A 22,324-nucleotide genomic window follows, 5' to 3' on the forward strand; every position below is an offset into this window, starting at 1 on the left:
ATGGAGCTGACATGACAGTGGAACGAACGGCGGTCAACCCGGTGACGTGGTCGACGGAGCTCGGGTTCAACCAGGGTGAGGTCGTCTCCGGGCACACCCGGACCCTGTACACCTCGGGGCAGACCGCGACGGACGGCGACGGCAAGCCCCAGCACGACGGCGACATGGCGGCGCAGTTGGCGCTGAGCATCGACAACCTGGAGGCCGTGCTCGGCGAGGCCGGTATGTCTCTCGCGAACCTCGTCCGGCTCACCATTTACACGACCGACGTCGATCGGCTCCTCCCGCACTACGGCGCGCTGACGGCGCGGTTGGGCGCTGCCGGGGTGGCGCCGGCCTCCACGATGCTCGGGGTGGCCCGGCTGGCGGTCCCGAGCCTGCTGGTCGAGCTGGAGGGGACCGCCGTCGCGTGATGCGACGTCACGTACGGCTGCGGCACGTGTCCCCTGCTCCGAGCAGTGCGTCGAGGAAGGCTGTGCGCGAAGTCCCGTCGCTCGCGAACCACATGCTCATCCGGTGGTCGGCGGCCGGGAACACGAGTCGGCTGTAGTACGCGTCGGAGGAGTCGAGCGCCTTGTCAACGGCCTCGGTGACCGTCGGCGGGATCACCGCGTCGACCGCAGGGGTGGCGAGTACGGCGCGTGCGGTGCCCGGCAGGTCCCGCAGGGCGTCCAGGGCGGGGGAAGTGCGCCAGCTGTCCGGCGTACGGATGATCCCGGTGAAGCCCGCCCCGAACGGGACCGGCCACGCCTCGGCCGCGTACACCGCCGGTGCGCCGAGCCCGACGGCCGCGACCCGGGGCCCGTAGTGCGCGGCCAGGTCGGCGACGGTCTGGCCGCTCATGCTGAATCCGATCAGCAACAGGCCTCGGGCAGCGGGGAGTTGGGAGTCGATGACGGTACGGGCCTGCTCGAAACGACGCCGCAGGCTGAGCTCGCGGAGCAGGCCGGTACTGGCGCCGTGGCCGGAGAAGTCGAAGGCGAGGGCGTGGTGGCCGCGGGCGGCGAGGTGCGTGGCGAGGACGGTGGGGCTCTGCTTGTCGCCGTTGCCGGCGCCGTGGAGTACCACGGCGGCGAGGGGCGACGGGGCGCGCGAGGCGCGCGGGACGACCTCCGCACAGCTGAGGGTCTCGCCGTCGCAGTCGATGCTGAAGTGCCTTACTGGGGCGGGGAGTTCGGTGTCCCGGCGGGGCACGTCGGCCCCGACCGGGCTCACCCCGCTCGTATCACTGCTCGTATCGGTGCTCGTGTCGCTGCTCGTATCGGTGCTCATGTCGGTCATACGGTCTCGGCCTCCGAGGGGGAGTGAACACGCTGCCCGGCACGGGCCGGATCGCACGATACCGGCCGTACGGGCGACCGCCCGCGGCTCTTCCTGCACTTGGCCGGATGACCGAAAGCCACCGGCCCACGGCTGGACGCCGCACGGCAGTCAGGGCCGGTTGCCGCCGCTTCCGGGACCGGCCAGGACCTCTTGGAGCGCGTTCGTCCACTTCGTGCGCACCGCGGACCACTCCTTCTCGCACCCGGCGGCCCTGGCGGCGGGAAGGCCGCCCGTGCCCGCCGGGTCCCGGTGTCCCTCGCGCGCGGACCCGTAGGCGTAGCACAGCTGGTTGACGGCACGTTCCTGGTCCGGGGCGTGCTCGTCAGCCGTCGCCTCCCCGTCCGTCGCCGCTTCCTCGTCGTCCTCGTACACCTCGGCGGACATCCGCCACGCCTCGGCCGCCGCGCGCAGCCGCCGCGCGCCCGGCTCCCCCTCGCGCAGCAGCATCAGGGCCGCGAACTGGTCCGCCAGGTCCTCCTCGCTGCCCGGCAGCCTGAGCCCGAGGACGTCGACGAGGGCGTGGGCGGACTCGTGGAAGAGCGTTTCGATGAGTACGGCGCGGACGTCGTCCGCGGTGGCCCGCCGGTGGCCGCCCTCCCGGAAGAGCTCGCGCGTCTCGGTGACCTCGTCGTAGCAGATCTCGATGCGCCGGGCCTCCGGATCGTACGAAGACCCCTCCCCCGCACAGGACTTGACGACGAGCGGAACCGGCGCCCGGTCTCCCCAGTCCAGGAATCCGGCCAGGGCGGATGCGGCCTCCTCCGCCGTCTTCCGCTCGCGCAGGAACGCGGCGTCCCGCTGATCGGCCGGCGCCGGATCCTCGTACCGTACGGTGACGACCTGGCGCGGTACGGAGACGGCCGGGGGTGCCTGGCACGCGGAGCCTGCTGCCGTCAGCAGGGCGACGGCCACCGCGACGCCCGCCGTTCGCGTCCGCGCCCCTGCCCCCGCCCCTGTCCGTACGCGGGTCCGATTCCGTGCCATCCCATGATCTTAGAGACGCACGACTGACCTTAGAGACGCACGACGGTCGCTTCCGTCGCCTTGATGCTGGTCCACACCGGGGACCCGTCGGCCAGGCCGAGTTCGGCGGCGGCCTGCGGGGTGATTTCGGCGACGAGGTCGGGGGCGTGCGGCGAGGTGATGAGGACGCGGAGGCGGCTGCCGCTGGTGGTGATCTCCCGGACGGTGCCCGCCCAGATGTTGCGCGGGCTGCCGCCCGGCTTGTCGCGGTGCACGGAGACCGCTTCCGGGGCGATCACGGCGAGGGCGGGTGTGCCGGCGGGCAGGGGATCGGCGATGACGAGGCTGCCGCCGTCCTGGAGCCGGAGTCCGTCCGGGGTGGCGGTGCCGGGCCAGGCGTTGCGGCCGAGCATGCGGGCGACCCAGGGGGAACGCGGGTGGCGGGTGACTTCGGCGGGTGCCGCGTCCTGGAGGGCCCGGCCGTCTTCGAGGACGAGGACGCGGTCGGCGAGGGAGACCGCTTCGACCGGGTCGTGGGTGACGATCAGGCAGACGCCGCCGAAGTCGGCGAGGTGGGTTCGCAGGGTGTGGCGCACGTTTCCGCGGGTGGTCTGGTCGAGGGCGGCGAGGGGTTCGTCGAGGAGGAGCAGGCGGGGGCGGGCCGCCAACGCCCTTGCCAGGGCGACGCGTTGGGCCTGACCGCCGGAGAGCTGGGAGGGTTTGCGGGCGGCCAGGTGGCCGACGCCGAGGCGGTCGAGCCACTCCTGGGCGCTGCGGCGGGCCTCGGCCCGCGGGACCTTGTGGGCGCGCAGTCCGTAAGCGGTGTTGGCCAGTGCGCTGAGGTGCGGGAACAGTGCGCCGTCCTGCGGCACCCAGGCGACGCCGCGCCGGTGCGGGGGCAGCGCGCTGACGTCGGTGCCGCCGAGCCGGAGCTCGGCGTGGGCGCGGGGGGTGAGGCCGAGGAGGGCGCGCAGGAGGGTGGTCTTGCCCGCGCCGTTGGGGCCGACGACGGCGATGGTGGTGCCGGGTTCCGCGTCGAGGGTGAGCTGGTTGAAGCCGGTGACTTCGGCGTGCAGCGGCCAGTTCTCCCGTACGGCATCGGGGCTGGAGCGGACGGGCGGAGCGGAGTCGGCGTCCTGCACGGGACCGGGCTCCGGCTCGTCCGTCCGGTCCCGTGCCGCCTTCGCGGTGGTGTTCGGGGTGCCCGTCCAGCGTCCGCGCAGCGCGATGAGTACGGCCATGGCGACCGCGAGCAGGAGCAGCGAGACCGAGGTGGCGGCCTCCGGGCTCTCCTGGAGCAGCAGGTAGACCTGGAGGGGCAGGGTCTGGGTGGTGCCGGGGAGGTTCCCGGCGAAGGTGATGGTCGCGCCGAACTCCCCGAGCGCGCGTGCCCAGGTGAGCGCGGCGCCCGCCGCGAGCCCAGGGGCGACCATCGGCAGAGTGACGGTGAAGAAGACCCGCAGCGGCGAGGCGCCCAGGGATGCCGCCGTCTCCTCGTACCGGGGTCGCAGCCCGCCGAGCGCGCCTTCGAGGCTGATGACCAGGAACGGCATCGCGACGAAGGTCGCGGCGACCACCGCCCCCGCCGTGTTGAAGGGCAGCGTGATGCCGAACGTGTCCTCCAGCCACGGTCCGAGCAGCCCGCGGCGGCCGAAGGCGAGGAGGAGCGCGACACCGCCGACAGTGGGTGGCAGCACCATCGGCAGGAGCACGAGGGAGCGGACGAACGCCTTGCCCGGGAAGTCGACGCGGGCCAGCAGCCAGGCCAGCGGGACGCCGAGGACGACGGAGAACCCCAGCGCCCAGGCGGAGACGACCAGCGACAGGGTGAGCGCCTCGGTGGTCCCGGGGCTGGTCAGATGCGTACCCAGCTCGCCCCACGAGGTGCGGGCGAGGATCCCGATCAGCGGCAGCAGCAGGAAGGCGACGGCCACGAGCGCGGGAACGGCGAGGGCGATCGGGGCGCGGGTGCCGGTGGTGCGGCCGCGGCTGCCGGTGGTGGTGCTGCGGGTACCGGTCGTGCGGCTGCGGAGGTGTTTCATCGAGGTTCCTGAAGCTGGGGTCGGAAAGTGCCGTGCGGGCGGCCTCCGCACAAGTACGTAGGCCGCCCGCACGAGTGTCCACCGGGTTACGGCTTCTGGAAGCCCGCGCCCTGCAGGATCTTCTGCGCCTCGGGGGCGGAGAGCCACTTCACGAACTCGGCCGCGGCGGCCGAGTTCTTGGACGTCTTGAGCGTGGCGGCCGGGTAGGAGGCGACCGCGTTCTGCGCGTCCGGGATGTCGATGGCTTCGACCTTGTCGGTGGCCGTGGCGGCGTCGGTCCTGTAGACGAGACCGGCGTCGGCCTCGCCCAGCTCGACCTTGCTGAGCACGGCGCGCACGCTGGGCTCCTGCGAGACCGGCTTCACGACGATCTTCTGGGCGTCCAGGATCTTCTTGCTGTACCGGCCGACCGGCACCTCGGGCGCAGCGAGGACGACCTTCAGCTTGGTGTCGGCGAGGTCCCCCAGACTGCCGACCTTCTCCGGGTTGCCCTTGCCCGTCGCGATGACGAGGCGGTTCTTGGCGATGACGGTCGGGGCGCCGGTATCGGACTTCAGCCCGTCCATCGTCTTCGTGTCGGCGGTGACCAGGGCGTCCGCGGGCGAGCCCTGCTTGACCTGGGTCGCCAGCTCCTGCGATCCGGCGAAGGAGAACTTCACCTTCGTACCCGGGTGCGCCTTCTCGTACGCGGCGCCCGCGGTCTTGAAGACGTCGGTGAGGGAGGCTGCGGCCAGCACCGTCAGATCGGCCTTCGGGGCTCCGTCGGCCGCTGCCGGGGCCTGGCCGACCGCGCCCTTCTTGTCACTGTCGCCACCACTGCCGCACGCGGCCAGCGGAACGAGGAGAGCCGCTGTGACGATCGCGGCTGCGGTACGGCGTCGGGTGAATCCGGTGAAAGGGAGCGCGAGGGACATGAGGGTGGGACTCCTTAACGAGGGATCAGGCGCGTTGGCGAGGGATCAGGCGCGGTCGATGTGCACACTGGTCGACTTCACGCGGGCCGTGGCCTGCATGCCGACCTCAAGACCCAGCTCCTCGACGGCCTCCCGGGTCAGGAGCGAGACGAGCCGGTGCGGCCCGGCCTGGATCTCCACCTGGGCCGCCACGTCGCCGAGCTTGACCGCGGTGACGATGCCGGGGAACGCGTTGCGGGCCGAGGTGTACGAGGCGTCCTCCTCGCCGGTGCCGCTCTGGGCTACCTCGACGGAGAACGCGGCGAGGTCCCGGCCGTCGACGAGCCGACGCCCGCTCTCGTCGCGATGGGTTGCGACCCGCCCGGCGTCCGCCCAGCGCCGGGCCGTGTCGGGACTGACGCCGAGCAGACGCGCGGCCTGACCGATGGTGTAGGACTGCATGTGCCGCACAATATGCGCTCCAAGCTCGCATCTACAAAGGTTTGATGCGAAGCTCCATGGCAGATGCGGTACCTCTCAGAGGAACACACGGACGCATGTTCGCGTGTGCCAGACTCGCCCCATGCGTGTCGCCGCAGCTCAACTCCGTTGCCCCTGGCTGGATCCCGACGCCGGTACGGCCAAGGTGGTCGAGTACCTGGAGAAGGCAGCCGCGGACGACGTCGGCCTGGTGGCGTTCCCCGAGACGTTCCTGTCGGGCTATCCGTTCTGGCTGAAGCACACCGACGGCGCGCGGTTCAACGATCCCGAGCAGAAACGGGCGTACGCCGCCTACCTCGACGCCGCGGTCGAGCTGACCGGACCGCACCTCGCCAGGATCACCGAGGCCGTCCGCGACCTCGGTGTCTTCACCTATCTCGGCATCACGGAGCGCGTGCACGGCACCGTCTACTGCACGCTGCTCGCCGTCTCCCCCGCACACGGCATCGTCAGCGCCCACCGCAAGCTCATGCCGACGTTCGAGGAACGCCTCGTGTGGGGAGCAGGCGACGGCCACGGGCTGCGCGTCCACCAGGTCGACGACATCCGGGTGGGCGGCCTGAACTGCTGGGAAAATTGGATGCCGCTCGCCCGGCACGCCCTCTACTCCCAGGGTGAGGACCTCCATGTGTCGGTCTGGCCGGGCTCCACCCGCAACACCAGGGACATCACCCGGTTCATCGCCCAGGAGGGCCGCGTCTACTCCCTCGCCGCCGGCGCCCTGTTCTCGTACGCGGACATCCCTTCGGACTTCCCCTTCCGGGACCGGCTCGCCGACCGCGTCTCCCGCTGCGACGGCGGTTCGGCCCTCGCGGGTCCCGACGGCGAATGGATCGTCGCGCCGGTCTCCGGGCAGGAGCTGCTCCTCACCGCCGACATCGACCCCGCAGCCGTCCGGGCCGAACGCCACAACTTCGACCCGGTCGGCCACTACTCGCGCGGCGACGTCTTCGACGTGCGGGTCGACCGCACCCGCCACACCCCCGCGCGCTTCCACGACTGACGGCGGGCTACGGCGGGCCGCGAAGGACGACGGGCCGCTACTTGCAGGCCGCCACGTCGTCCGCCGTGCCGGGCACCGCTGCCGCCCGGGTGTCGTTGAAGTTGGTCACGAAGGCGTTGTAGGTCGCGGCCTCGTTGATGCGGACCATGGATTCGTCGTTGTCGCGCAGGGCCGGGCCGCTCCAGTTGTGGCTCCCGGTGAAGACGAGCTTCTCGCGGGCGCCCGCGTACATGCCGTCGATCATCAGGTTCTTGGAGTGCACGATGCGGTTCGGGGTCGGCTTCGGGGCGTTGGCGTCCCCGTCGTCGTCGTGCTGGTAGCAGCGGGTGGTGAGGCGGGTCTGGCCGTGCAGGGCGCTCCAGGTGCCGCTGTCGGTCTCGCTGTAGACGAGGTCGACGGTGCAGCCGGCGGCGGCCAGCGAGCGGAGCTTGTCCGCGACGCCCTGGCGGGTGATCTTGAGCATGGCGGCGCGGATCGCGGTGCGGTGGGTGCCGGCCGAGTCGGTCCACGTACAGGCGACGTTGTCGAGGGCGTTCACGACGGTGTCGGTGTCATTGCCCGAGCCCGCGCGCGGGAAGAAGTAGACCTTGTACGCACCCGCGTTGGCGGACGTGTACTTCCAGTTGGCGCGGTCCTGCTTGCCGAGCTTCCCGAAGTAGCCGGTGTACGCGGTGTAGAGCTCCGCGTTGCCCGCGACACCGACGGCGCTGTTCCAGTAGCGGAGGTAGTTGGAGGGCGTGAGGTTGGAGGTCATCTGGAGGACGACCTGCTTGGCCGTACCGCCGCCCAGGCTGCTGAAGAGCAGGAACTTGTTGTGGTTGATGCCCGTTCCTGCGGTCGGGCCGAGGCAGGAGCGGCCCGCGGCGCACAGCTTCACGTACGACGGCTTCGACATGTCCGTGCCGAGTGCCGTCCTGAGGGTGTCGTACGAGGCGTCGTCGACGTCCTCGGTGCTGACCGTCGTCTCGTCGAGGACGACCTGGACGTTGATGTCGCGGTCGGTGTGCGCGGCGGCGAGTTCCTGGGCGAAGGCCTTGTCCCAGAAGTGGTAGAGCGCCATCTGGATGGTCGAGCCGCGGTCGGCGGCGGCGATCATCGCACGCGCCCGGTCTCGGATCGCGTTCTGCTGGGCGGCGTCGCCGGTGGGCCGGTTGAAGACCGGCCCCATCGGCGGAACCGCCGCGTCCGCCGCAACCGCCGCATCCGCCGCACCGGCCTGCGGGACGGGGCCGAGGACGAGACCGGCGGCGGCGACCGCGAGCGCGGTGGCGAAGGTGGCGAGGCGTCTGTGGAGCGAAGAGTGCACGGGTGGTTCCCCCTGGAGACCGACGACCGAAGCGGCAGGCGTGAGCATGCCATTTTCGGTACGTGAGCTTAGGGGGTTTCCGGCTCCCGGGTGGCCGAACCGGCCATGCCCGTACGGCAGTTGTACGACCGTACGGGCATGGGCGTCAGGGCTGGGTCACACCGGACGGCACCTGAGTACAGCAGGACTGCAGCAGGACTGCAGCAGGACTACAGCAGGTTGTACGACTGGAATCCCCAGCCGATCTTGACCGGCTTGGCGTACGGAGCGCTCGCCGAGCCCGTACCGGAGTAGCGGAACAGCTCGCCCGAGGCCTTGCGGGCGACGAGGTCGGACTTTCCGTCGCCGTCGAGGTCACCGATGGACAGCAGGCGGTCGTACGTGTTCCAGCCGCCGCCGATCTGGGTGCGCGCCTGGAAGGGGGCCTTGTAGTTGCCGGTGCCCTGGTAGAGCCAGAGCGTGCCGGACTTGTCGCGGGCGACGATGTCGGCCTTGCCGTCGCCGGTCAGGTCGGCCTGTCCGGCGATCTCGGAGTACTGCTGCCAGCCGCCGCCGATCTGCACGCGCTGGGCGACCCGGCCGTCCGGGTAGGCCAGGTACACCCACATCACACCGGCCTTGTCGACGGCCATGACGTCGGCCTCCGCGGCGCCGCCGAGGTTTCCGGGGGACAGGACCTTGTTGTATATCTGCCAGCCGCCACCGATGTCCTTGGTCTGCGCGATCATGTCCTCGGTCCAGGTGTAGCTCATCATCCCTTCCTTGGAGATGCTCCAGGAGCCGTCGCTGTAACCGTCCTTGTCGTTGTCGACGTCCATGCTGACGGCGGCCCAGTCGTAGCCCACGCCGACCTCGTAGGCGGCACGGAAGCCGCCCTGCCCGTCCGCGAAGAACAGGTCGAGGAGCCCGGTCTGCTTGCGGACGCCCGTCATCGAGAAGGTGGGCGTCTCCACCGCGCCGGGCGCGGCGGCGCGGAACTTCGCACCGGCGCCCGAGGGCGCCTTCGGGGCCTTGGGCTGGTGCGCGGAGACGGCTGCGGCACGCGCCTTCTCGGAATCGGCGGGCGTGCCCGCGGCGGTGGCGGTACCGGCCGTGACCGCCATCGCGGCGACGAGCGCGGTGGCGGTGAGCGCGGTGCGCGTGAGGCCGCGCTTCTTGGAGGTCATGGGCTTGTTGAAGGTCATGGGAGATCCCCCCGGTGTGGTGCCGACCGGCACGACTGCGTTCGTGCCGAAGATCACCGGGATAATTTCACAGGTGCTTCACAGCAATTGCCGCGGGGTGGTTGCCCGTTGCACTTCCCCTGACCGCATCGCGCAGGGCCTCGGTCGGCGCGGTACGGGACCGGGTCAGTGCCCCGGCAGTACGCACCGCGCGTCAAGACCCAGTACGCGGTTGAGGCGGCCGAAGGCGAGCCAGGAGCCGAGGCTCATGGTCAGCTCGACGATCTCGGTCTGGGTGTAGTGCGCGGACATCCGGGCCCAGAAGTCCTCGTCCCCTTCGAGGCCGTGGTGGTCCAGGGCGTACCGCTCGGCGTACTCGGCGGCCAGTTTCGTACGGTCGTCGAAGTCGTCGGCGGTGCGCCAGTGGTCCACGGCGTCGGCGAACCCCTCCTCGACCTTCTCGCCGTCCCGGTCGGTCCGCCAGTCCAGGCAGAACAGGCACCCGTTGAGCTGCGCGATCCGCAGCCGCGCCGCCTCGAACTCGCGCAGGCCGAGGGTGGTGTGGGCGTAGACGGCGAGGGAGAAGTTCGCGGCGGCGGGGCCGATGCCGGGGACCATGTCGCCCCAGACGTACTCGATGGGGTTCTTGCCTTCGGGGATCTCTAGGTGCACGACTGGTTCCTTCCGAGCTTGCCCGCTGCCGGGCGCAGGGGGACGTCGAGGGCGTCGTAGAGGCCGGGTTCCGCTTCCGTCAGCCAGTCGATGGCGTTGACCAGGCGGCCGACGGCGGTGGCGTTGCCGCCCGCAGACCGGTTCTCGTCCTCGTCGCTCGCCTCGACGGTGACCTCGATGCGGGGTCTGCCCTCGACGATCACGCGGTGTGCGCCGGTGCCGTCGGGCGGCGTGGGCCAGTCCGGGGCACAGGACGGGTGGATGCGGGTGACGTGCTCGATGACCAGCCGGGGAACGCCGCCGACGATGCCCTGGACCTCGAAGCGGACCGCACCCTGGGTGCCCGCCTCGAACTTGCCCATGGTGCGGGTGGTGACCGTGTCGTCGAGCGGCCGGCGCTCCAACGTCTCGCGGATGTCGTCCAGCGGGACGCCGAGGGCCCGTGCCAGCAGCCGTATCTGACCGCCCCACACCATCGTCGGCACGGTCTCCAGCAGCATCGGTGCCTGGTACTCCATGGGGTGTCCCATGCCGATCAGATCGCGGACGGCCTCCGGCTGGTCGTACGTCGAGTAGTCGAAGATCTCCTGGCAGCGGATGGTGTCGACGGTGGAGCCGAGGCCGCTGACGAGAAGCGGCAGGACGTCGTTGCCCCAGCCCGGGTCGACGCCGGAGACGAAGAGCGAGCCGCCGCCGTCCGCGATGGCGGTGAGGAGGGGCTCGCGGAGTTCGGGCGGGGCGCTCGGCGGGTCGTAGAGCGCGTAGAGGGCGGGGGTGACGACCACGGCTCCGGCCCTCAGTGCCCGCGCGACGTCCGCATGGGCCTCGTCGGGACGGAGGTCGCCGGAGGCGGCGTACACGACGGCACGGGGCCGGGCGGCCAGCACGGCACCGATGTCGTCGGTGGCACGTACCCCCAACTCCCCTTCGATCCCTGCCAGTTGAGCCGCGTCACGACCGACCTTGCGCGGGTCGTGGACGAGTACGGCGGTGAGCTTCAGCGCCGGGTGGGCCGCTACGGCACGGATGGCCGCGCGGCCGACGTTCCCGGTTCCCCAGACGACCGTGGAAATCATGCGGCGGAGGGTAGCGCGGCGGGCGCACGGTTCCCATAGCCGTGCACACGACGGTCCGGAACGGTCCGGAACGGTTCGAGGCGCCTCAGTGCCGGAGGCTTCAGTGCCGGATGCCTCAGTGCCGGATGCTTCAGTGCCGGATCAGGCCGCCGGTCGGTACCGTGGGGACGTGGCCGGTTGCCGGGGTGGTCAGTGCCAGGGCGAGGCCGATGTCGACCAGGGAGGACCGGCCGAGGCGGGTGACGTCGGGGACCGGGGTCCAGACCGCCCCGGCGGTCGCGCCGTTCGGCTCGGGGCGGAGCCGGCCGCCGGTGATGCGGACCCGGTAGAAGACGCCGACGTTCTGGAGCGCGGGCCGGCCGGGCACCCAGCGCTCGGCGGCGGGGACGACCCTTGAGTCCACACCCAGCAGGCGTTCGACCACGGCGGCCAGCCCGGTCTCCTCGGCGACCTCCCGGACCACCGCGTCGAAGGGGTCTTCGGCGTCCTCGACCCGGCCGCCCGGCAGGGTCCAGGTCCGGTCGCCGTCCGGCTCCACGGCATGGGCGAGCAGCACCCGCCCGCCCTCGATGCACACGGCGTACGCCGCAAGTCGCAGATCCACCCGGGGAGATTACCCCGGTGCTCGTGAGCGATCGGCTGCGGCCGTACGCCTGCGGACCGGGGCAGCTTGAGTCAGCCGGCACGCCCCGGCCGGCCCTGGAAGGTCGCGCACGGGATCCGCGGGCACGACACCTCCAGGACGACGTCAGGACCGATGCGCCAACTCCCTACTTCTCGGCGAGCAGCGCGTACAGCAGCGGGATGCGTGGCGCGGTGTCGGGCAGGCGCCACCAGCCGCCCGGGGTGCGGACCATGTCCGGCCAGCGGGGCCAGGGCAGTTCGTCGCTCTCGCGCAGGCGGGTGAGGCGGAGTCCGGCGCCGGTCAAGGCGTTGAGGACTTCGGCCAGGCCGTGCATCCACTCGTAGCAGTCGGTCGCGCCCTGCACGGGCGGGCCGTCGGTGTAGGTACGGGTGGCGTCCCTCGCCACCGCACCCCGTCCCGCCAAGTAGTCGTGGCGGAGCAGGAGTTCGGGGCCTTCGCCAGGTGCGGGGGAAGGACCGAGGGCGTTGAGGAGAGGGTGGAACTCGGCCAGGTAGAGGTGTCCGCCGGGGCGCAGCAGCGCGGCCACCGTGTGTGCCCAGCGGTCCAGGTCGGGGAGGTAGCAGAGGGCTCCCTTTCCGGTGTAGACGACGTCGAACCGGCGCTTGCCGAGGGCCTGTTGGGCGTCGTAGACGTTTGCCTGTACGTACGTCACCGGCAGCCCGGCCCTGGCCGCCAGCCGCCTCGCCGCGGCCACCGACTCGCCGGACAGGTCGAGGCCGACCGTGCGGGCGCCCTTGGTGGCGAACGCCATGGTCTCCGTACCGAGGTGGCACTGGAGGTGCAGTACGTCGCGGCCCGCGAGGTCGCCGAGGTCCGCCCATTCGTAGTCGGCGAACCAGCGCTCGGGGCGGGCCTCGGGCGAGTCCACGTCGTAGAAGCGGCTGGCGAGGTGGACGGGGGTACGGGCGTCCCAGTTGGACTGGTTGGCCCGCATCATGTCGCGCACGGTGGGGTCGAATCCGGCGCTCCCCTTCGCCGAACCCCTGTTCACGCGGTGTCGATTCCGGAGATCGCGGCGGGCCCGATCGGCGCGTCGGCCTCGCCCAGGCCCACCGAGCGCAGTGCCGCGACGGCGATCCGGCGGGCCTGGGCCTCGGCCTCCTTGCTGGTGGCCGCGTGCACTTCGAGGCGGATGACGAAGGTCGAGTTCTCGTCGTCGAGCGTGAGACGGTCCAGCTGCTCGACCTCTCCGAGGGTGGTGTGCCGGGGGTCGGCGGGGCTGAGCTCGCGCAGGAGTTCCGCGTGCGCGGCGGTGTCGAGCCTGCCGAGAAGGGTGCCGGGGAGCGTCACGACGTAGGTGGTCATGCCCGGACCGTACCCGGGCAGGGCAGGCCAAATCGGCCCCGCGGACAGGTGAGCCGGAAGGCCGAGGCCGCCGCGGCCGCTACTGGCGCCCGCTGTCGGAATCCGGCTGCTCACCGGCGGAACCCGGCTGCTCACCGGCAAGGCCCGGCGGTCGGCCCCACGGCATCTCCAGCGCGGTCCGCAGCGCGCCGACCGCGTCCCGTCCGATGCGTTCGGCGAGCCGGTCCTCCAGCCGGGCGAGGACTGCCTCGGCCCTGCGGTGCGTGCGCTCGCCCTCCTCCGTGCGCCGCACCAGCCGCTGCCGGGCGGAGGCGGGGTCGGGGAGCTGTTCGAGCAGGCCGGCGGCGATCAGGCCGTGCACCGCCTGGTGGGCGGTCTGCCGGGTGACGCCCATCCGGCGGGCCAGCTCCGAGACCGTCGTCCCGTTCTCGTCGAGTACGGCGAAGAGCTGGAGCTGGGCCGGGGATACGGGCGCGACACCGGCCTCCTCCAGCGCGACCAGCAGCCCTTCCTCGAACCAGCGCCGGGCGTCGCCGAGGAGCTGGGGGAAGGCGCGGCGGCGGGTGGGGTGCGGGTACATGGGAGGCCTCGGGAGAGCGGGGGCGGCAGGCCCGAATCGTATCGACTCCTGCCCGTGGGTTGCCCGTCACCCAGTCCCCATGTCAGGCTGCCTGACGTTTCTCAGACGCTCCACGGACGGAAGGCACCCATGACCATCGAGTACGCCACCCGCTACCGCACCACCTCGCGGATACCCCCCGACCCCACGAAGCCGTACTTCATCGAGAAGGGCGAGGGGGACCGGGCCCATCTCTTCGGCGATCTGATCACCGTCTACGCGGGCGGCGAGCAGACCGAGAACACCTTCAACTTCTTCACGGTCGAGGGCCCCAAGGGCGACATCATCCCGGCGCACCTGCACGCCGACACCCACGAGGTCTTCTACATCACGCAGGGCGCGGTCCGACTGTTCGTCGAGGACACGGCGGGCGAGCAGCAGGAGAAGCTCCTCACGCCGGGCGACTTCGGCTTCGTACCGAAGAACTGCAAGCACGCGTACCGCATGGAGCGCAACCACAGCCAGGTCGTCGGCGTCGCGGCCGGACCCGGCGGGACCTTCGAGCGGTTCTTCGAGAACCTCGGCGCACCGGCCGAGGAACTGGGCCTGCCGCGCGAGCCGGTGATACCGGAGCCGCACAGGTTCAAGGCCGTGCCGGACCGGTTCGACGTGCGCTTCCTGCCCGACCACCAGTGGCGCGTCAGGTGACGGCAGCCACTCCCCCCTTCGCCCAACTTTGTGAACACCCAACAAAAGAGCCGGAGGTGAATCGACAGGCATGACCCATGCCTCTCAGGCACATCATTGAAAGGATCGTCGTGAGCCCACAGGGAATCTTGTGCGGTTCCAACGACGTGAACGACGCAATGCCGAGGGAGCACGAAATGGACAGCCAGGTGTGGGTGACCGGAATCGGGGCGATGACACCGCTGGGCGCGGACGCCGGGTCGACCTGGGCCGGCATGCTGGCCGGCCGGTCGGGGGTGCGGGCGCTGGAGGAGAAGTGGGCCGCGGACCTTCCCGTAGGGATAGCGGCCGGGCTGACCGTGGATCCGGCCACGCTGCTGCCGCGCCCGCAGGCACGGAAGCTGGACCGGGGCGAGCAGTTGGCGCTGCTCGGCGCGCGGGAGGCATGGCAGGACGCGGGGGCGCCCGAGGTGGAGCCCGAGCGGCTGGCGGTGGTGATCGGTACGGGGACCGGCGGGGTGCTCACCACCCTCGGGCAGGACGACGTGTTCGAGGAGTCGGGGCCGCGGCGGCTGTCTCCGTTCACGGTGCCGATGCTGATGCCGAACGGTCCGGCCGCCTGGGTCAGCATGGACCTGGGCGCGAAGGGCGGGGCCAGGACGCCCGTCAGCGCCTGCGCCTCGGGCGCGGAGGCACTGTCGATGGGGCTCGATCTGATCCGGGCGGGCCGGGCGGACGTGGTGGTGGCGGGCGGCACGGAGGCGTGTCTGCACCCGTTCACACTGGCCGCGTTCGCGCAGATGAAGGCGCTGTCGACGCGTTCCGACGACCCCGAGGCGGTGTCCCGGCCGTTCGACGTGGACCGCAGCGGGTTCGTGATGGGCGAGGGGGTGGGGATCGCGGTGCTTGAGCGGGCCGACTTCGCGCGGGCGCGCCGTAACCCCCGTACGTACGGAACACTCGCGGGCAGCGCGGTGACGTCCAGCGCCGAGCACATCACCGCGTCGGACGCGGACGGTCAAGTGCAGGCGATCGAGGGGGCGTTGCGGGACGCGGGGGTGGCGGCGCGGGACATCGGGCACGTCCACGCGCACGCCACGTCCACCGAGTCCGGCGACCTGGCGGAGGCGGAGGCGATCCGCCGGGCCGTCGGTACGCACGCGTCGGTCACCGCGACCAAGTCGATGACCGGCCACATGCTGGGCGCGTCCGGCGCGGTGGGCGCGATGGCCGCGCTCCTCGCGCTGCGGGACGGGGTCGCGCCCGCCGTGCGCAACCTCGAACAGCTCGACCCGCGAGTGGAGTTGGACGTGGTGCGGGGTGAGAACAGGACGGGCCACTGGGATGCCGTACTGGCCAATTCCTTCGGCTTCGGCGGGCACAACGTGAGCCTCGTGCTCACTCGCTGAGGTCGTCGGCGGTGCGGCGCGGGCGGCCCTTGCCGTCGGTACGGTCCGTGCGCCCGGGATGCGGTGCGTGGCCCCGGCGGTCGGCCGGCTCCGCTGCCTCGTCGGCCCGGCGGCCGCGCCGGATCAGCCAGATGCCGACGAGGACGCCGAGGGCGGCGAGTCCTGCCGCGCCGAGGAAGGTGAGCCGGTAGCCCTCGTTGAGGGCGACCCGGTGGGCGGCGCCGCCCGCGCTCGACGCGTCCGTACGGTCGGCGGCCAGGGCGGCGAGGACCGCGACCCCCAGGCCCGCGCCGATGCGTTGAGCGGTGTTGACGACCGCGGACATCACCCCGGTCTCGTGTGCGGCGACCGCCTTCACCGCGGGCATCGTCGCTCCGACGAACACGGCGGGCAGACCGGCGGCGAAGATCACCGCACCCGGGAGGTAGTCGACGGCGAACGAGGCGTCCACGGGCAGCCTGCCGAGCAGCAGCAACCCGGCGCAGAGCAGGGCCATGCCACCGGTCAGGACGGCCCGTGGCCCCCATTTCGCCAGCGCGGGCGGGATGACCGTACGTGAGACGACGAGGTTCACGACGGCCACGGGAAGGACGGCGAGACCGCTCGCCAGCGGGCTGTAGCCGCGTACTTCCTGGAAGTAGAGGGCGAGGAAGACGAACGCGGGAACGTGCGCGGCGCCCACGACGAAGCTGGCCAGGGTGGACCCGGTGACGTCCGGGTCGCGGAAGAGACGGAAGGGCAGCAGCGGCTCGCGCGTGCGCATCTCCCTCCGTACGAAAGCGGCGGCGAGCAGCAGTCCCGCCGCACCGGTGCCGAGCATGCGCGGACCGGTGTCGCCCTCCGCCGCCACCGTGACGGCGTACACGACGAGGAGCAGCGCGCCGGTGCCGGTAGCGATGCCGGGCAGGTCCATCCGGGACCGGGCAGCCGGATCGAGGGGCCCGTCGGCCGGCAGCAGCCGACCGCTGAGCAGCAGGGCGGCGATCCCGATCGGCACGTTGATGAGGAAGATCCAGTGCCAGGTGAGGACGGAGACGATGAACCCGCCCAGCACGACCCCGCCCGCGGCACCGACCGCACCCATCGCGCTCCACCAGCCCATCGCCCTGCGGTAGGCCGCCGGTTCGCTGAACACGCTGGTGAGGAGGGAGAGTTCGGCGGGTACGAGGATGGCGGCGCCGACACCTTGCAGGGCGCGGGCCGCGATGAGCAGCCACGGCCAGGCGGCGAGCCCCGCGAGTAGCGACCCGAGGGTGAACAGCAGCAGCCCGGCCCGGAACAGCCGACGCCGTCCCAGCAGATCGGTCGCCCTGCCCGCGCCCAACTGGAAGCCGCCGAAGGTGACTTGGTAGGCCGTACCGATCCAGGCGAGGCCGACGACGCCGAGGCCCAGGGCCGCACCCATGGCGGGCAGGGCGACGTTGACGATCGAGACGTCCAGGAAGACCACGAGTTCCACCGAGGTGAGCAGGAGGAGCACACCTCTCTTGCCGTTCAGCACGGTCGCCGACATGACCGCTCCCTTCTCTCTTTCGCTGGAGTCACACTTTAGAGTGTCACTACAGCGAAAGGGAAGGGGTGCCGACCTCGGCTACGTGCGGCTGGCCAGGCAGCACCGTACGAAGTCCCGGACCACCGGGTTGTCGTCGTCGGACGGCGCCCACACGACCCCCACCCGCGTGGGCCCCACCCCGCTGACCGGGCGGTAGACGATGCCGGGGCGGGCGTAGTAGCGGGCGGCGGATTCGGGGGCGAGGGCGATTCCGTAACCGTTGGCGATCGCGCTGAGCCATTCGTCGGGCTGGTCGGTGACCGCGCCGATGCGGACCGGCCGCCCGTCCCGCTCGTCGGCGCCCAGCCAGTGGTCCCGCCAGGCCCCCGTCTCGGCCGGTGCCGCCACGAACGGCTCGTCCCACAGCTCCCGGAACGCGATCTCGTCCCGTACGGCGAGCGGATGACCGGCCGCGAGCACGACCCACCGGTCCTCGCTGAACAGCTCCTCCACCCGCAGCGACTCCTGCCCGGGGAATGGCAGTCGCAGCAGCGCCACGTCCACCTCTCCCTCGGCGAGCCCCGCGGCAGGCCGGGACCACCCGGCCTGCCGCAGGTCGACCCGCCAGCCCGGCCGCAGCCGGGCGAACTCCGCGACGATCCCCTCCGTGGCCTCGTTGGCCGCGCTGGCGACGAATCCGACCCGCAGCACCCGCGCCGACCGGCCCGCCGCGGCCCTGGTCGCGCGCACCACCTCGTCCCACTCGCCCAGCAGACCGGGCGCCCGCCCGGCCAGCGCCCGGCCCGCATCGGTGAGCGCCATCCCGGCCCGGGACCGGACGAACAGCACCACTCCCAGCTGCGCCTCCAGCTGCTTGACCTGCTTGGTCAGCGCGGGCTGCGAGACGTACAGCCGCTCGGCGGCCCGGGTGAGCGTGCCCTCCTCCGCCACGGCGACGAAACAGCGCAGCAGGCGGGTGTCCACATCGGTCATCACCATTCCACGAGGTTATAGATGCAGGTATTGGACGCCAACTCAGCTGGGGTGGAAGGTGGTTGGACCTACTCCTCTCCCCTGCTCACGCTCGGAGGCACCGCCATGTCCACCACCATGTCCACCGCCTACGTCATCGTCACCGTCCTCACGATCGTCGCGAACGTCTGCGTGGCGGCCTTCGACCTCTCCGGGGCGAAGTCCGTGCAGGCCAACGCGGCATCGGTACACGTTCCCGGGTCCTGGATCCCCTGGCTCGCCACGCTGAAGGCCGCGGGGGCCGTGGGACTGGTGCTCGGCCTGGTGGGCGTACGCCCGCTGGGCATCGCCGCCGCGGCCGGCCTCACGCTCTTCTTCACCGGCGCACTGATCGCCCACGTCAGGGCCCGGGTCTTCCACAACATCGCTTTCCCGGGGACCTACTTCGGACTGGCCGCCGCCTCGCTCGCGCTCGCTCTGACGGAAGCGTCCGCCGGCTAGCGCAGCTCCCGCCTGCCAGCGCAACTCCCGCCGGTCCGCGCAACTCCCGCCTGTCCGCGCAGTGCCTCGACGAGCCCGGCCGCGAGCCGCCGTACTTCGCCGACGCCCAACGACTCCTGTACGGATTCGGCCGCTCCGGGCCGTGAATCGGTCGAAATAAGCGGATTCCGTAGCGCCGCGCCCGCCCTGCCCCGACCATGTGGTGCGTTCGCCGTACCGGCGCCGTGGGAGGACACATGGGCAAGCAGGTCAAGTGCAAGTCGACCAGGACCAAGACGGGGAAGCCGTGCCAGAACCCCGCGATGGTCGGGTATTCGCGGTGTCAGCTGCACCGTGGCGAGTGGACACGTCCGCAGCAGAAGAAGACCAAGAAGCGCTGAAGGCCAAGAAGCACTGGCGACTCCAGGCGTCCCGCCCTGCGGGGTTCCGGGGGTCGGTAGCGTCCGTGGCATGAAGATCGACAACTCGCCCCGAACCGCGGGGCAGCGCAAGCACGACGTACTGGCACGGCTGGAGAAGGAGTCGGACATCTGGGTCGCCACGGCGGACGCGGACGGGATCCCCTACCTCGTGCCGCTGTGGTTCCGCTGGGACGGGGAGGCGATCTGGCTGGCGACCCGGATCACCAATCCCACCGGCCGCAATCTGAGCCGGCTCGGGCGGGCCCGACTCTCGTTCGGGAACACCGACGACGTGGTGATCTTCGACGGGGCGGTGGAGACCTTCAGCGCCGACGAGGTGCCCGTCGAGGCTGCGGACGCCTATGCGGCGAAGTGGGGGTGGGACCCGCGCCGCAGCGCCCGGAGCGCCAAGCCGTACGCGTACTTCAGGGTGCTGCCCCGGGCCGTGCAGGCCTGGCACGGGGAGCACGAACTGCGGGGGCGGAACGTGATGGGCGACGGGCAGTGGGTCGTCTGAGTCCGTTGAGCAGGAGCGGGGCGGGGACAGGAGGCGGGAAGCGGGGACGGGAGGTGGGGACGGGAAGTGGGGACGGGAAGTGGGGACGGGAAGCGGGAGCTCCGGCCGTCCACCCCCCATCAGCCTGAGTCGCGTACCAGGAGTGCGATCTGCACCCGGTTGGACAGCCCGAGCTTGGTGAGCGAACGGCTCACATGGACTTTGACGGTCGTCTCGGCCATGCCCAGCTCGCGGCCGATCTCGGCATTGGCCAGTCCGCGGGCGACCGCGTCGACGACCGTGCGTTCGCGTTCGGTGAGTACCGACAGCCGTTCCCTGGCCGCGTGGGAGTCCGGGGACTGTTGCTCGGCGTAGGCGTCGATCAGCCGCCTGGTCACCGTCGGCGAGAGCATGGCGCTGCCGTCGGCGACCGCGCGGACCGCAGCGATCAGGTCGCGTGGTGCGGTGTCCTTCAGCAGGAAGCCGGCGGCCCTCGCACGCAGGGCGCTGTGCACGTACTCGTCGCGGTCGAAGGTGGTGAGCATGATCACGGCCGGCGGGTCGGACAGCCGGTTGATCTCCTTCAGCGCGGCCACGCCGTCGATGCCTGGCATCCGTACATCCATCAGGACCACACGCGGCCGGTGTGCGGTGACGGCGGTGACGGCCGCCGCCCCGGTCTCCGCCTCGGCGACCACCTCGATGTCGTCGGCGGCTTCGAGGATCATGCGCAGCCCGGTCCTGACGAGGGCTTCGTCGTCGACGATCAGTACGCGGATCATGTCGGCCAGGTCTCGGATCATGTCGGCAGTTTCGCGGACACGACGAAGCCACCGGCCGGGTCCGGGGCGGCCGTGAAGCGCCCGCCGAGCAGCTCGACACGCTCCCGCAGGCCGATGAGTCCCAGTCCGCTGCCGGGCATGGACGGGGCGTGGCTGCTCGAAGCGGCGCTCGCAGCGGTGTTTCTGATCGTGACCTCCAACGCCGAGGGCAGGTACCGGACCACGACCTGGGTGGCGGCCCGGCCGGCATGTTTGTGGATGTTGGTGAGTGCTTCCTGTACGACCCGGTAGGCGGCGTGCTCCACCATGGTGGGAACGCCGCTCGCGGTGCCCTCGTCCCGCCGTTCGACGGGGACGCCCGCGGACCTCGACTGGTCGAGCAGCCGTTCGAGGTCGGCGAGCGTCGGTCGTGGCTGGAAGGGCTCCTCCCCGTCCGTCTCGGTCAATACTCCCAGTACAGCCCGGAGTTGGGTGAGCACCTCCTTGCCCGTGGTCCGGATGAGCTCCGCCTCCGCCGCGGTCTTCTCCTCGGTGGCGGTGATCTCCAACGCTCCTGCGCGCAGCACCATCAGCGAGACCCGGTGGGCCACCACGTCGTGCATGTCCCGGGCGATGCGGGCGCGTTCCTGGGCACGGGCCTGCTCGGTCCGTACGGCCTGCTCACGCTCCAGCCGCTCGGCCCGCTCGCGCAGCCCGGCCACCACCTGCTTGCGGGCGCCCCTCCACAGCGCGCCCATGACCGGAAGCCAGACGAACAGCGCCACGCCGCCGAGCGCGGAGACGACCTCGACGCCCGGCCGCGGCACCGCGACCAGCAGGCTCGCGGCCAGGGTGAAGACCACCAGGTGGCGGGGGCGTCGACACGTGGTCGCGGCGACGAAGGAGGTGACCACGACCAGCAGCCCCGGCGACCGGAGCACGGAATCGACTGCCGCGACCAGGAGCAGCGGCCAGAGCCGCTTCGGCACACTCCTGATCGCCACCGCGGCCAACGCGCCCACCACGGTGGCCTGGACAGGGCCGGGCACCGCGGCGAGCCCCGACCACTCGGGCCCGTACGATCCGTACGAACCGGGGAGAGCCGCCGGGAGGAAGGCACTGCCGAACGCGACGGCGGGAGCCAGCCAGACGTGCAGGCGGCGCGGCAGCCGGGTCGGCCCGAACAGCCAGGTCGGCCCGAACAGCCAGGTCGGCCCGAACAGCCAGGTCAGTACCGATGGCGGACGGCCACGGTCACAAGCGCGTTGTCTCACCAGCTCAGGATCCCCAACGGCCTGCGGCCGGTCGCGGGCGGCCCCTGAGCGAGCAGCTCGGGCACGGTGCCACGGAGCACCCGCACACCCAGGGGTACGAACACCAGGCACAGCAGACCGGACACGGCGACGCCGAAGAGGTGGCTCTCCTTGAGCGCGCCGGTCCACAGCGTTCCCGCGAGGAGGAACAGCAACAGCCGACCCGTACCGAACGTTCCCGACCGGTAGGCCCCGACGACGAGTACGAACGTGCCGATGTACAGGCCGAAGGCGGCCGTGATGGGGACCCGCCAGGGCCCGTAGGAGATGTCCGCGTAGGTGTCCATCACCATCGTGGTGGCCCGGTCGAGCCCCAGCTGTTCGACCAGCTGGAAGGCGGTGTGGTCGACCCCGGCCCAGTACAGGCGGGAGAACAGGCCCACCACGACGAGCGTGCCACCGACGCACGCGAGCTTCGGGGCACGTACGGCGACGATCCGGGCGAGTGTGACGAAGGCGGGGCACAGCAGGACGGCTCCCGCGGCGAAGCAGCCGTAACCGGCCGTGACCAGAGCGGGATTGGCTTCGTACGCCGCCAGTTGGCCGGGAGCGGCGAACGGCTGCTGGTCGAACCACGCCAGTTGCTCCGGTGTGAAGCCCGCGGTCCTGAAGGCCAGGTACCGCAGCAGCAGCCCGGCGCACCACACGAGGGAGCCGAGAACGAGACTCGCTCCTCCGATGCTCCTTCCCGGGAACCAGGCGTTGCGGTGGACGTGGGCAGGAGTCTGCGACGAGCCGTGCGTGGAAGCGGACGTGTTCTGCGTGCGTATCCGAGTGCGTATGGGCATGACCAGCAGCCTGGACTCCGGGTCGCGCGGGCACATCCTCCGATGGATACGG

At 71.5% G+C, this 22,324-nt stretch carries 25 protein-coding genes; 7 read left to right on the forward strand and 18 right to left on the reverse strand.

Features of this window, described 5'->3' with window-relative positions; all coding sequences use genetic code 11:
• Positions 1 to 11: 11 nt before the first annotated feature.
• Complete coding sequence (locus ACH4SP_RS01540) at positions 12 to 413, forward strand: RidA family protein (protein WP_398408151.1); 402 nt, start codon at positions 12 to 14, stop codon at positions 411 to 413.
• Positions 414 to 420: 7 nt separating this feature from the next.
• Here the strand turns inward: ACH4SP_RS01540 and ACH4SP_RS01545 are convergent, their stop codons facing one another.
• From ACH4SP_RS01545 to ACH4SP_RS01565, 5 genes are all read right to left on the reverse strand, one after another.
• On the reverse strand, positions 421 to 1,281 hold the full coding sequence (locus ACH4SP_RS01545) for an alpha/beta hydrolase (protein WP_398408152.1): 861 nt from the start codon (positions 1,279 to 1,281) through the stop codon (positions 421 to 423).
• A gap of 150 nt (positions 1,282 to 1,431) precedes the next feature.
• The gene (locus ACH4SP_RS01550) at positions 1,432 to 2,307 is read right to left on the reverse strand and encodes a DUF4344 domain-containing metallopeptidase (RefSeq protein ID WP_398408153.1); all 876 of its coding nucleotides are present in this window, start codon (positions 2,305 to 2,307) and stop codon (positions 1,432 to 1,434) included.
• Positions 2,308 to 2,336: 29 nt separating this feature from the next.
• Positions 2,337 to 4,328, reverse strand: a complete 1,992-nt coding sequence (locus tag ACH4SP_RS01555; protein ID WP_398408154.1) for an ABC transporter permease — start codon at positions 4,326 to 4,328, stop codon at positions 2,337 to 2,339.
• A gap of 86 nt (positions 4,329 to 4,414) precedes the next feature.
• Positions 4,415 to 5,242, reverse strand: a complete 828-nt coding sequence (modA, locus tag ACH4SP_RS01560; protein WP_398408155.1) for a molybdate ABC transporter substrate-binding protein — start codon at positions 5,240 to 5,242, stop codon at positions 4,415 to 4,417.
• A gap of 45 nt (positions 5,243 to 5,287) precedes the next feature.
• Positions 5,288 to 5,683 (reverse strand): molybdopterin-binding protein, encoded by a 396-nt coding sequence (locus tag ACH4SP_RS01565; RefSeq protein WP_398408156.1) that lies wholly within the window; start codon positions 5,681 to 5,683, stop codon positions 5,288 to 5,290.
• 121 nt (positions 5,684 to 5,804) lie between these two features.
• On the opposite strand from ACH4SP_RS01565, the gene ACH4SP_RS01570 reads away from it, so the two are divergent.
• Complete coding sequence (locus tag ACH4SP_RS01570) at positions 5,805 to 6,725, forward strand: carbon-nitrogen hydrolase family protein (protein ID WP_398408157.1); 921 nt, start codon at positions 5,805 to 5,807, stop codon at positions 6,723 to 6,725.
• A gap of 37 nt (positions 6,726 to 6,762) precedes the next feature.
• Here the strand turns inward: ACH4SP_RS01570 and ACH4SP_RS01575 are convergent, their stop codons facing one another.
• The 8 genes from ACH4SP_RS01575 to ACH4SP_RS01610 all read right to left on the reverse strand — a co-directional run bounded on the left by ACH4SP_RS01575 (position 6,763) and on the right by ACH4SP_RS01610 (position 13,473).
• Positions 6,763 to 8,031 (reverse strand): phospholipase D-like domain-containing protein, encoded by a 1,269-nt coding sequence (locus ACH4SP_RS01575; protein WP_398408158.1) that lies wholly within the window; start codon positions 8,029 to 8,031, stop codon positions 6,763 to 6,765.
• Between the two features lie 209 nt (positions 8,032 to 8,240).
• Positions 8,241 to 9,215, reverse strand: coding sequence for an FG-GAP repeat domain-containing protein (locus ACH4SP_RS01580; RefSeq protein ID WP_398408159.1), 975 nt, complete (start codon positions 9,213 to 9,215; stop codon positions 8,241 to 8,243).
• A 165-nt stretch (positions 9,216 to 9,380) separates the two neighbouring features.
• Positions 9,381 to 9,866 carry a carboxymuconolactone decarboxylase family protein gene (locus ACH4SP_RS01585; protein ID WP_398408160.1) on the reverse strand — a complete coding sequence of 162 codons (486 nt, stop codon included), beginning with the start codon at positions 9,864 to 9,866 and terminating at the stop codon, positions 9,381 to 9,383.
• The gene (locus ACH4SP_RS01590) at positions 9,857 to 10,942 is read right to left on the reverse strand and encodes a dihydrodipicolinate reductase (protein WP_398408161.1); all 1,086 of its coding nucleotides are present in this window, start codon (positions 10,940 to 10,942) and stop codon (positions 9,857 to 9,859) included. Before ACH4SP_RS01590 ends, ACH4SP_RS01585 begins: the two co-directional genes overlap by 10 nt.
• 130 nt (positions 10,943 to 11,072) lie before the next feature.
• A complete protein-coding gene (locus tag ACH4SP_RS01595) occupies positions 11,073 to 11,546 on the reverse strand; it encodes an NUDIX hydrolase (RefSeq protein WP_398408162.1) in 474 nt (157 codons plus the stop codon).
• 166 nt (positions 11,547 to 11,712) lie between these two features.
• Positions 11,713 to 12,525, reverse strand: a complete 813-nt coding sequence (locus ACH4SP_RS01600; protein WP_398409484.1) for a class I SAM-dependent methyltransferase — start codon at positions 12,523 to 12,525, stop codon at positions 11,713 to 11,715.
• A 50-nt stretch (positions 12,526 to 12,575) separates the two neighbouring features.
• Positions 12,576 to 12,893 (reverse strand): hypothetical protein, encoded by a 318-nt coding sequence (locus ACH4SP_RS01605; protein ID WP_398408163.1) that lies wholly within the window; start codon positions 12,891 to 12,893, stop codon positions 12,576 to 12,578.
• 79 nt (positions 12,894 to 12,972) lie between these two features.
• Positions 12,973 to 13,473 carry a MarR family winged helix-turn-helix transcriptional regulator gene (locus tag ACH4SP_RS01610; RefSeq protein WP_398408164.1) on the reverse strand — a complete coding sequence of 167 codons (501 nt, stop codon included), beginning with the start codon at positions 13,471 to 13,473 and terminating at the stop codon, positions 12,973 to 12,975.
• Between the two features lie 129 nt (positions 13,474 to 13,602).
• Here ACH4SP_RS01610 and ACH4SP_RS01615 point away from each other — a divergent pair, with 129 nt between their 5' ends.
• Together ACH4SP_RS01615 and ACH4SP_RS01620 are read left to right on the forward strand one after the other, a co-directional pair.
• Positions 13,603 to 14,160, forward strand: coding sequence for a quercetin 2,3-dioxygenase (locus tag ACH4SP_RS01615; protein WP_398408165.1), 558 nt, complete (start codon positions 13,603 to 13,605; stop codon positions 14,158 to 14,160).
• Between the two features lie 176 nt (positions 14,161 to 14,336).
• A complete protein-coding gene (locus ACH4SP_RS01620; protein WP_398408166.1) occupies positions 14,337 to 15,548 on the forward strand; it encodes a beta-ketoacyl-[acyl-carrier-protein] synthase family protein in 1,212 nt (403 codons plus the stop codon).
• On the opposite strand, the gene ACH4SP_RS01625 is transcribed toward ACH4SP_RS01620, so the two are convergent.
• Positions 15,538 to 17,061: an MFS transporter gene (locus ACH4SP_RS01625; protein ID WP_398408167.1), complete on the reverse strand. Its 1,524-nt coding sequence runs from the start codon at positions 17,059 to 17,061 to the stop codon at positions 15,538 to 15,540. The genes ACH4SP_RS01620 and ACH4SP_RS01625 overlap by 11 nt on opposite strands.
• Before the next feature lie 78 nt (positions 17,062 to 17,139).
• Positions 17,140 to 18,039, reverse strand: a complete 900-nt coding sequence (locus tag ACH4SP_RS01630) for a LysR family transcriptional regulator (RefSeq protein ID WP_398408168.1) — start codon at positions 18,037 to 18,039, stop codon at positions 17,140 to 17,142.
• Positions 18,040 to 18,138: 99 nt separating this feature from the next.
• Between ACH4SP_RS01630 and ACH4SP_RS01635 the strand changes: the two genes are divergently transcribed.
• The 3 genes from ACH4SP_RS01635 to ACH4SP_RS01645 all read left to right on the forward strand — a co-directional run bounded on the left by ACH4SP_RS01635 (position 18,139) and on the right by ACH4SP_RS01645 (position 19,431).
• Positions 18,139 to 18,513: a DoxX family protein gene (locus ACH4SP_RS01635; protein WP_398408169.1), complete on the forward strand. Its 375-nt coding sequence runs from the start codon at positions 18,139 to 18,141 to the stop codon at positions 18,511 to 18,513.
• Positions 18,514 to 18,749: 236 nt separating this feature from the next.
• A complete protein-coding gene (locus tag ACH4SP_RS01640; protein ID WP_398408170.1) occupies positions 18,750 to 18,893 on the forward strand; it encodes a hypothetical protein in 144 nt (47 codons plus the stop codon).
• Between the two features lie 70 nt (positions 18,894 to 18,963).
• Positions 18,964 to 19,431, forward strand: a complete 468-nt coding sequence (locus ACH4SP_RS01645; RefSeq protein ID WP_398408171.1) for a pyridoxamine 5'-phosphate oxidase family protein — start codon at positions 18,964 to 18,966, stop codon at positions 19,429 to 19,431.
• Positions 19,432 to 19,550: 119 nt separating this feature from the next.
• On the opposite strand, the gene ACH4SP_RS01650 is transcribed toward ACH4SP_RS01645, so the two are convergent.
• Genes ACH4SP_RS01650 through ACH4SP_RS01660 form a run of 3 tightly spaced genes read right to left on the reverse strand, consistent with a single transcriptional unit; the run spans position 19,551 to position 22,272 of the window.
• Complete coding sequence (locus ACH4SP_RS01650; RefSeq protein ID WP_398409486.1) at positions 19,551 to 20,192, reverse strand: response regulator; 642 nt, start codon at positions 20,190 to 20,192, stop codon at positions 19,551 to 19,553.
• Positions 20,193 to 20,209: 17 nt separating this feature from the next.
• Positions 20,210 to 21,445, reverse strand: a complete 1,236-nt coding sequence (locus ACH4SP_RS01655) for a sensor histidine kinase (RefSeq protein ID WP_398408172.1) — start codon at positions 21,443 to 21,445, stop codon at positions 20,210 to 20,212.
• Entirely contained in the window at positions 21,442 to 22,272 is an 831-nt protein-coding gene (locus tag ACH4SP_RS01660; RefSeq protein WP_398408173.1) for a hypothetical protein, read from the reverse strand. The genes ACH4SP_RS01655 and ACH4SP_RS01660 overlap by 4 nt, the downstream gene beginning before the upstream one ends.
• Between the last annotated feature and the right edge of the window lie 52 nt (positions 22,273 to 22,324).

The sequence above is a fragment of the Streptomyces sp. NPDC021093 genome, assembly GCF_044333135.1.
In the GTDB taxonomy this organism is placed as follows: domain Bacteria; phylum Actinomycetota; class Actinomycetes; order Streptomycetales; family Streptomycetaceae; genus Streptomyces.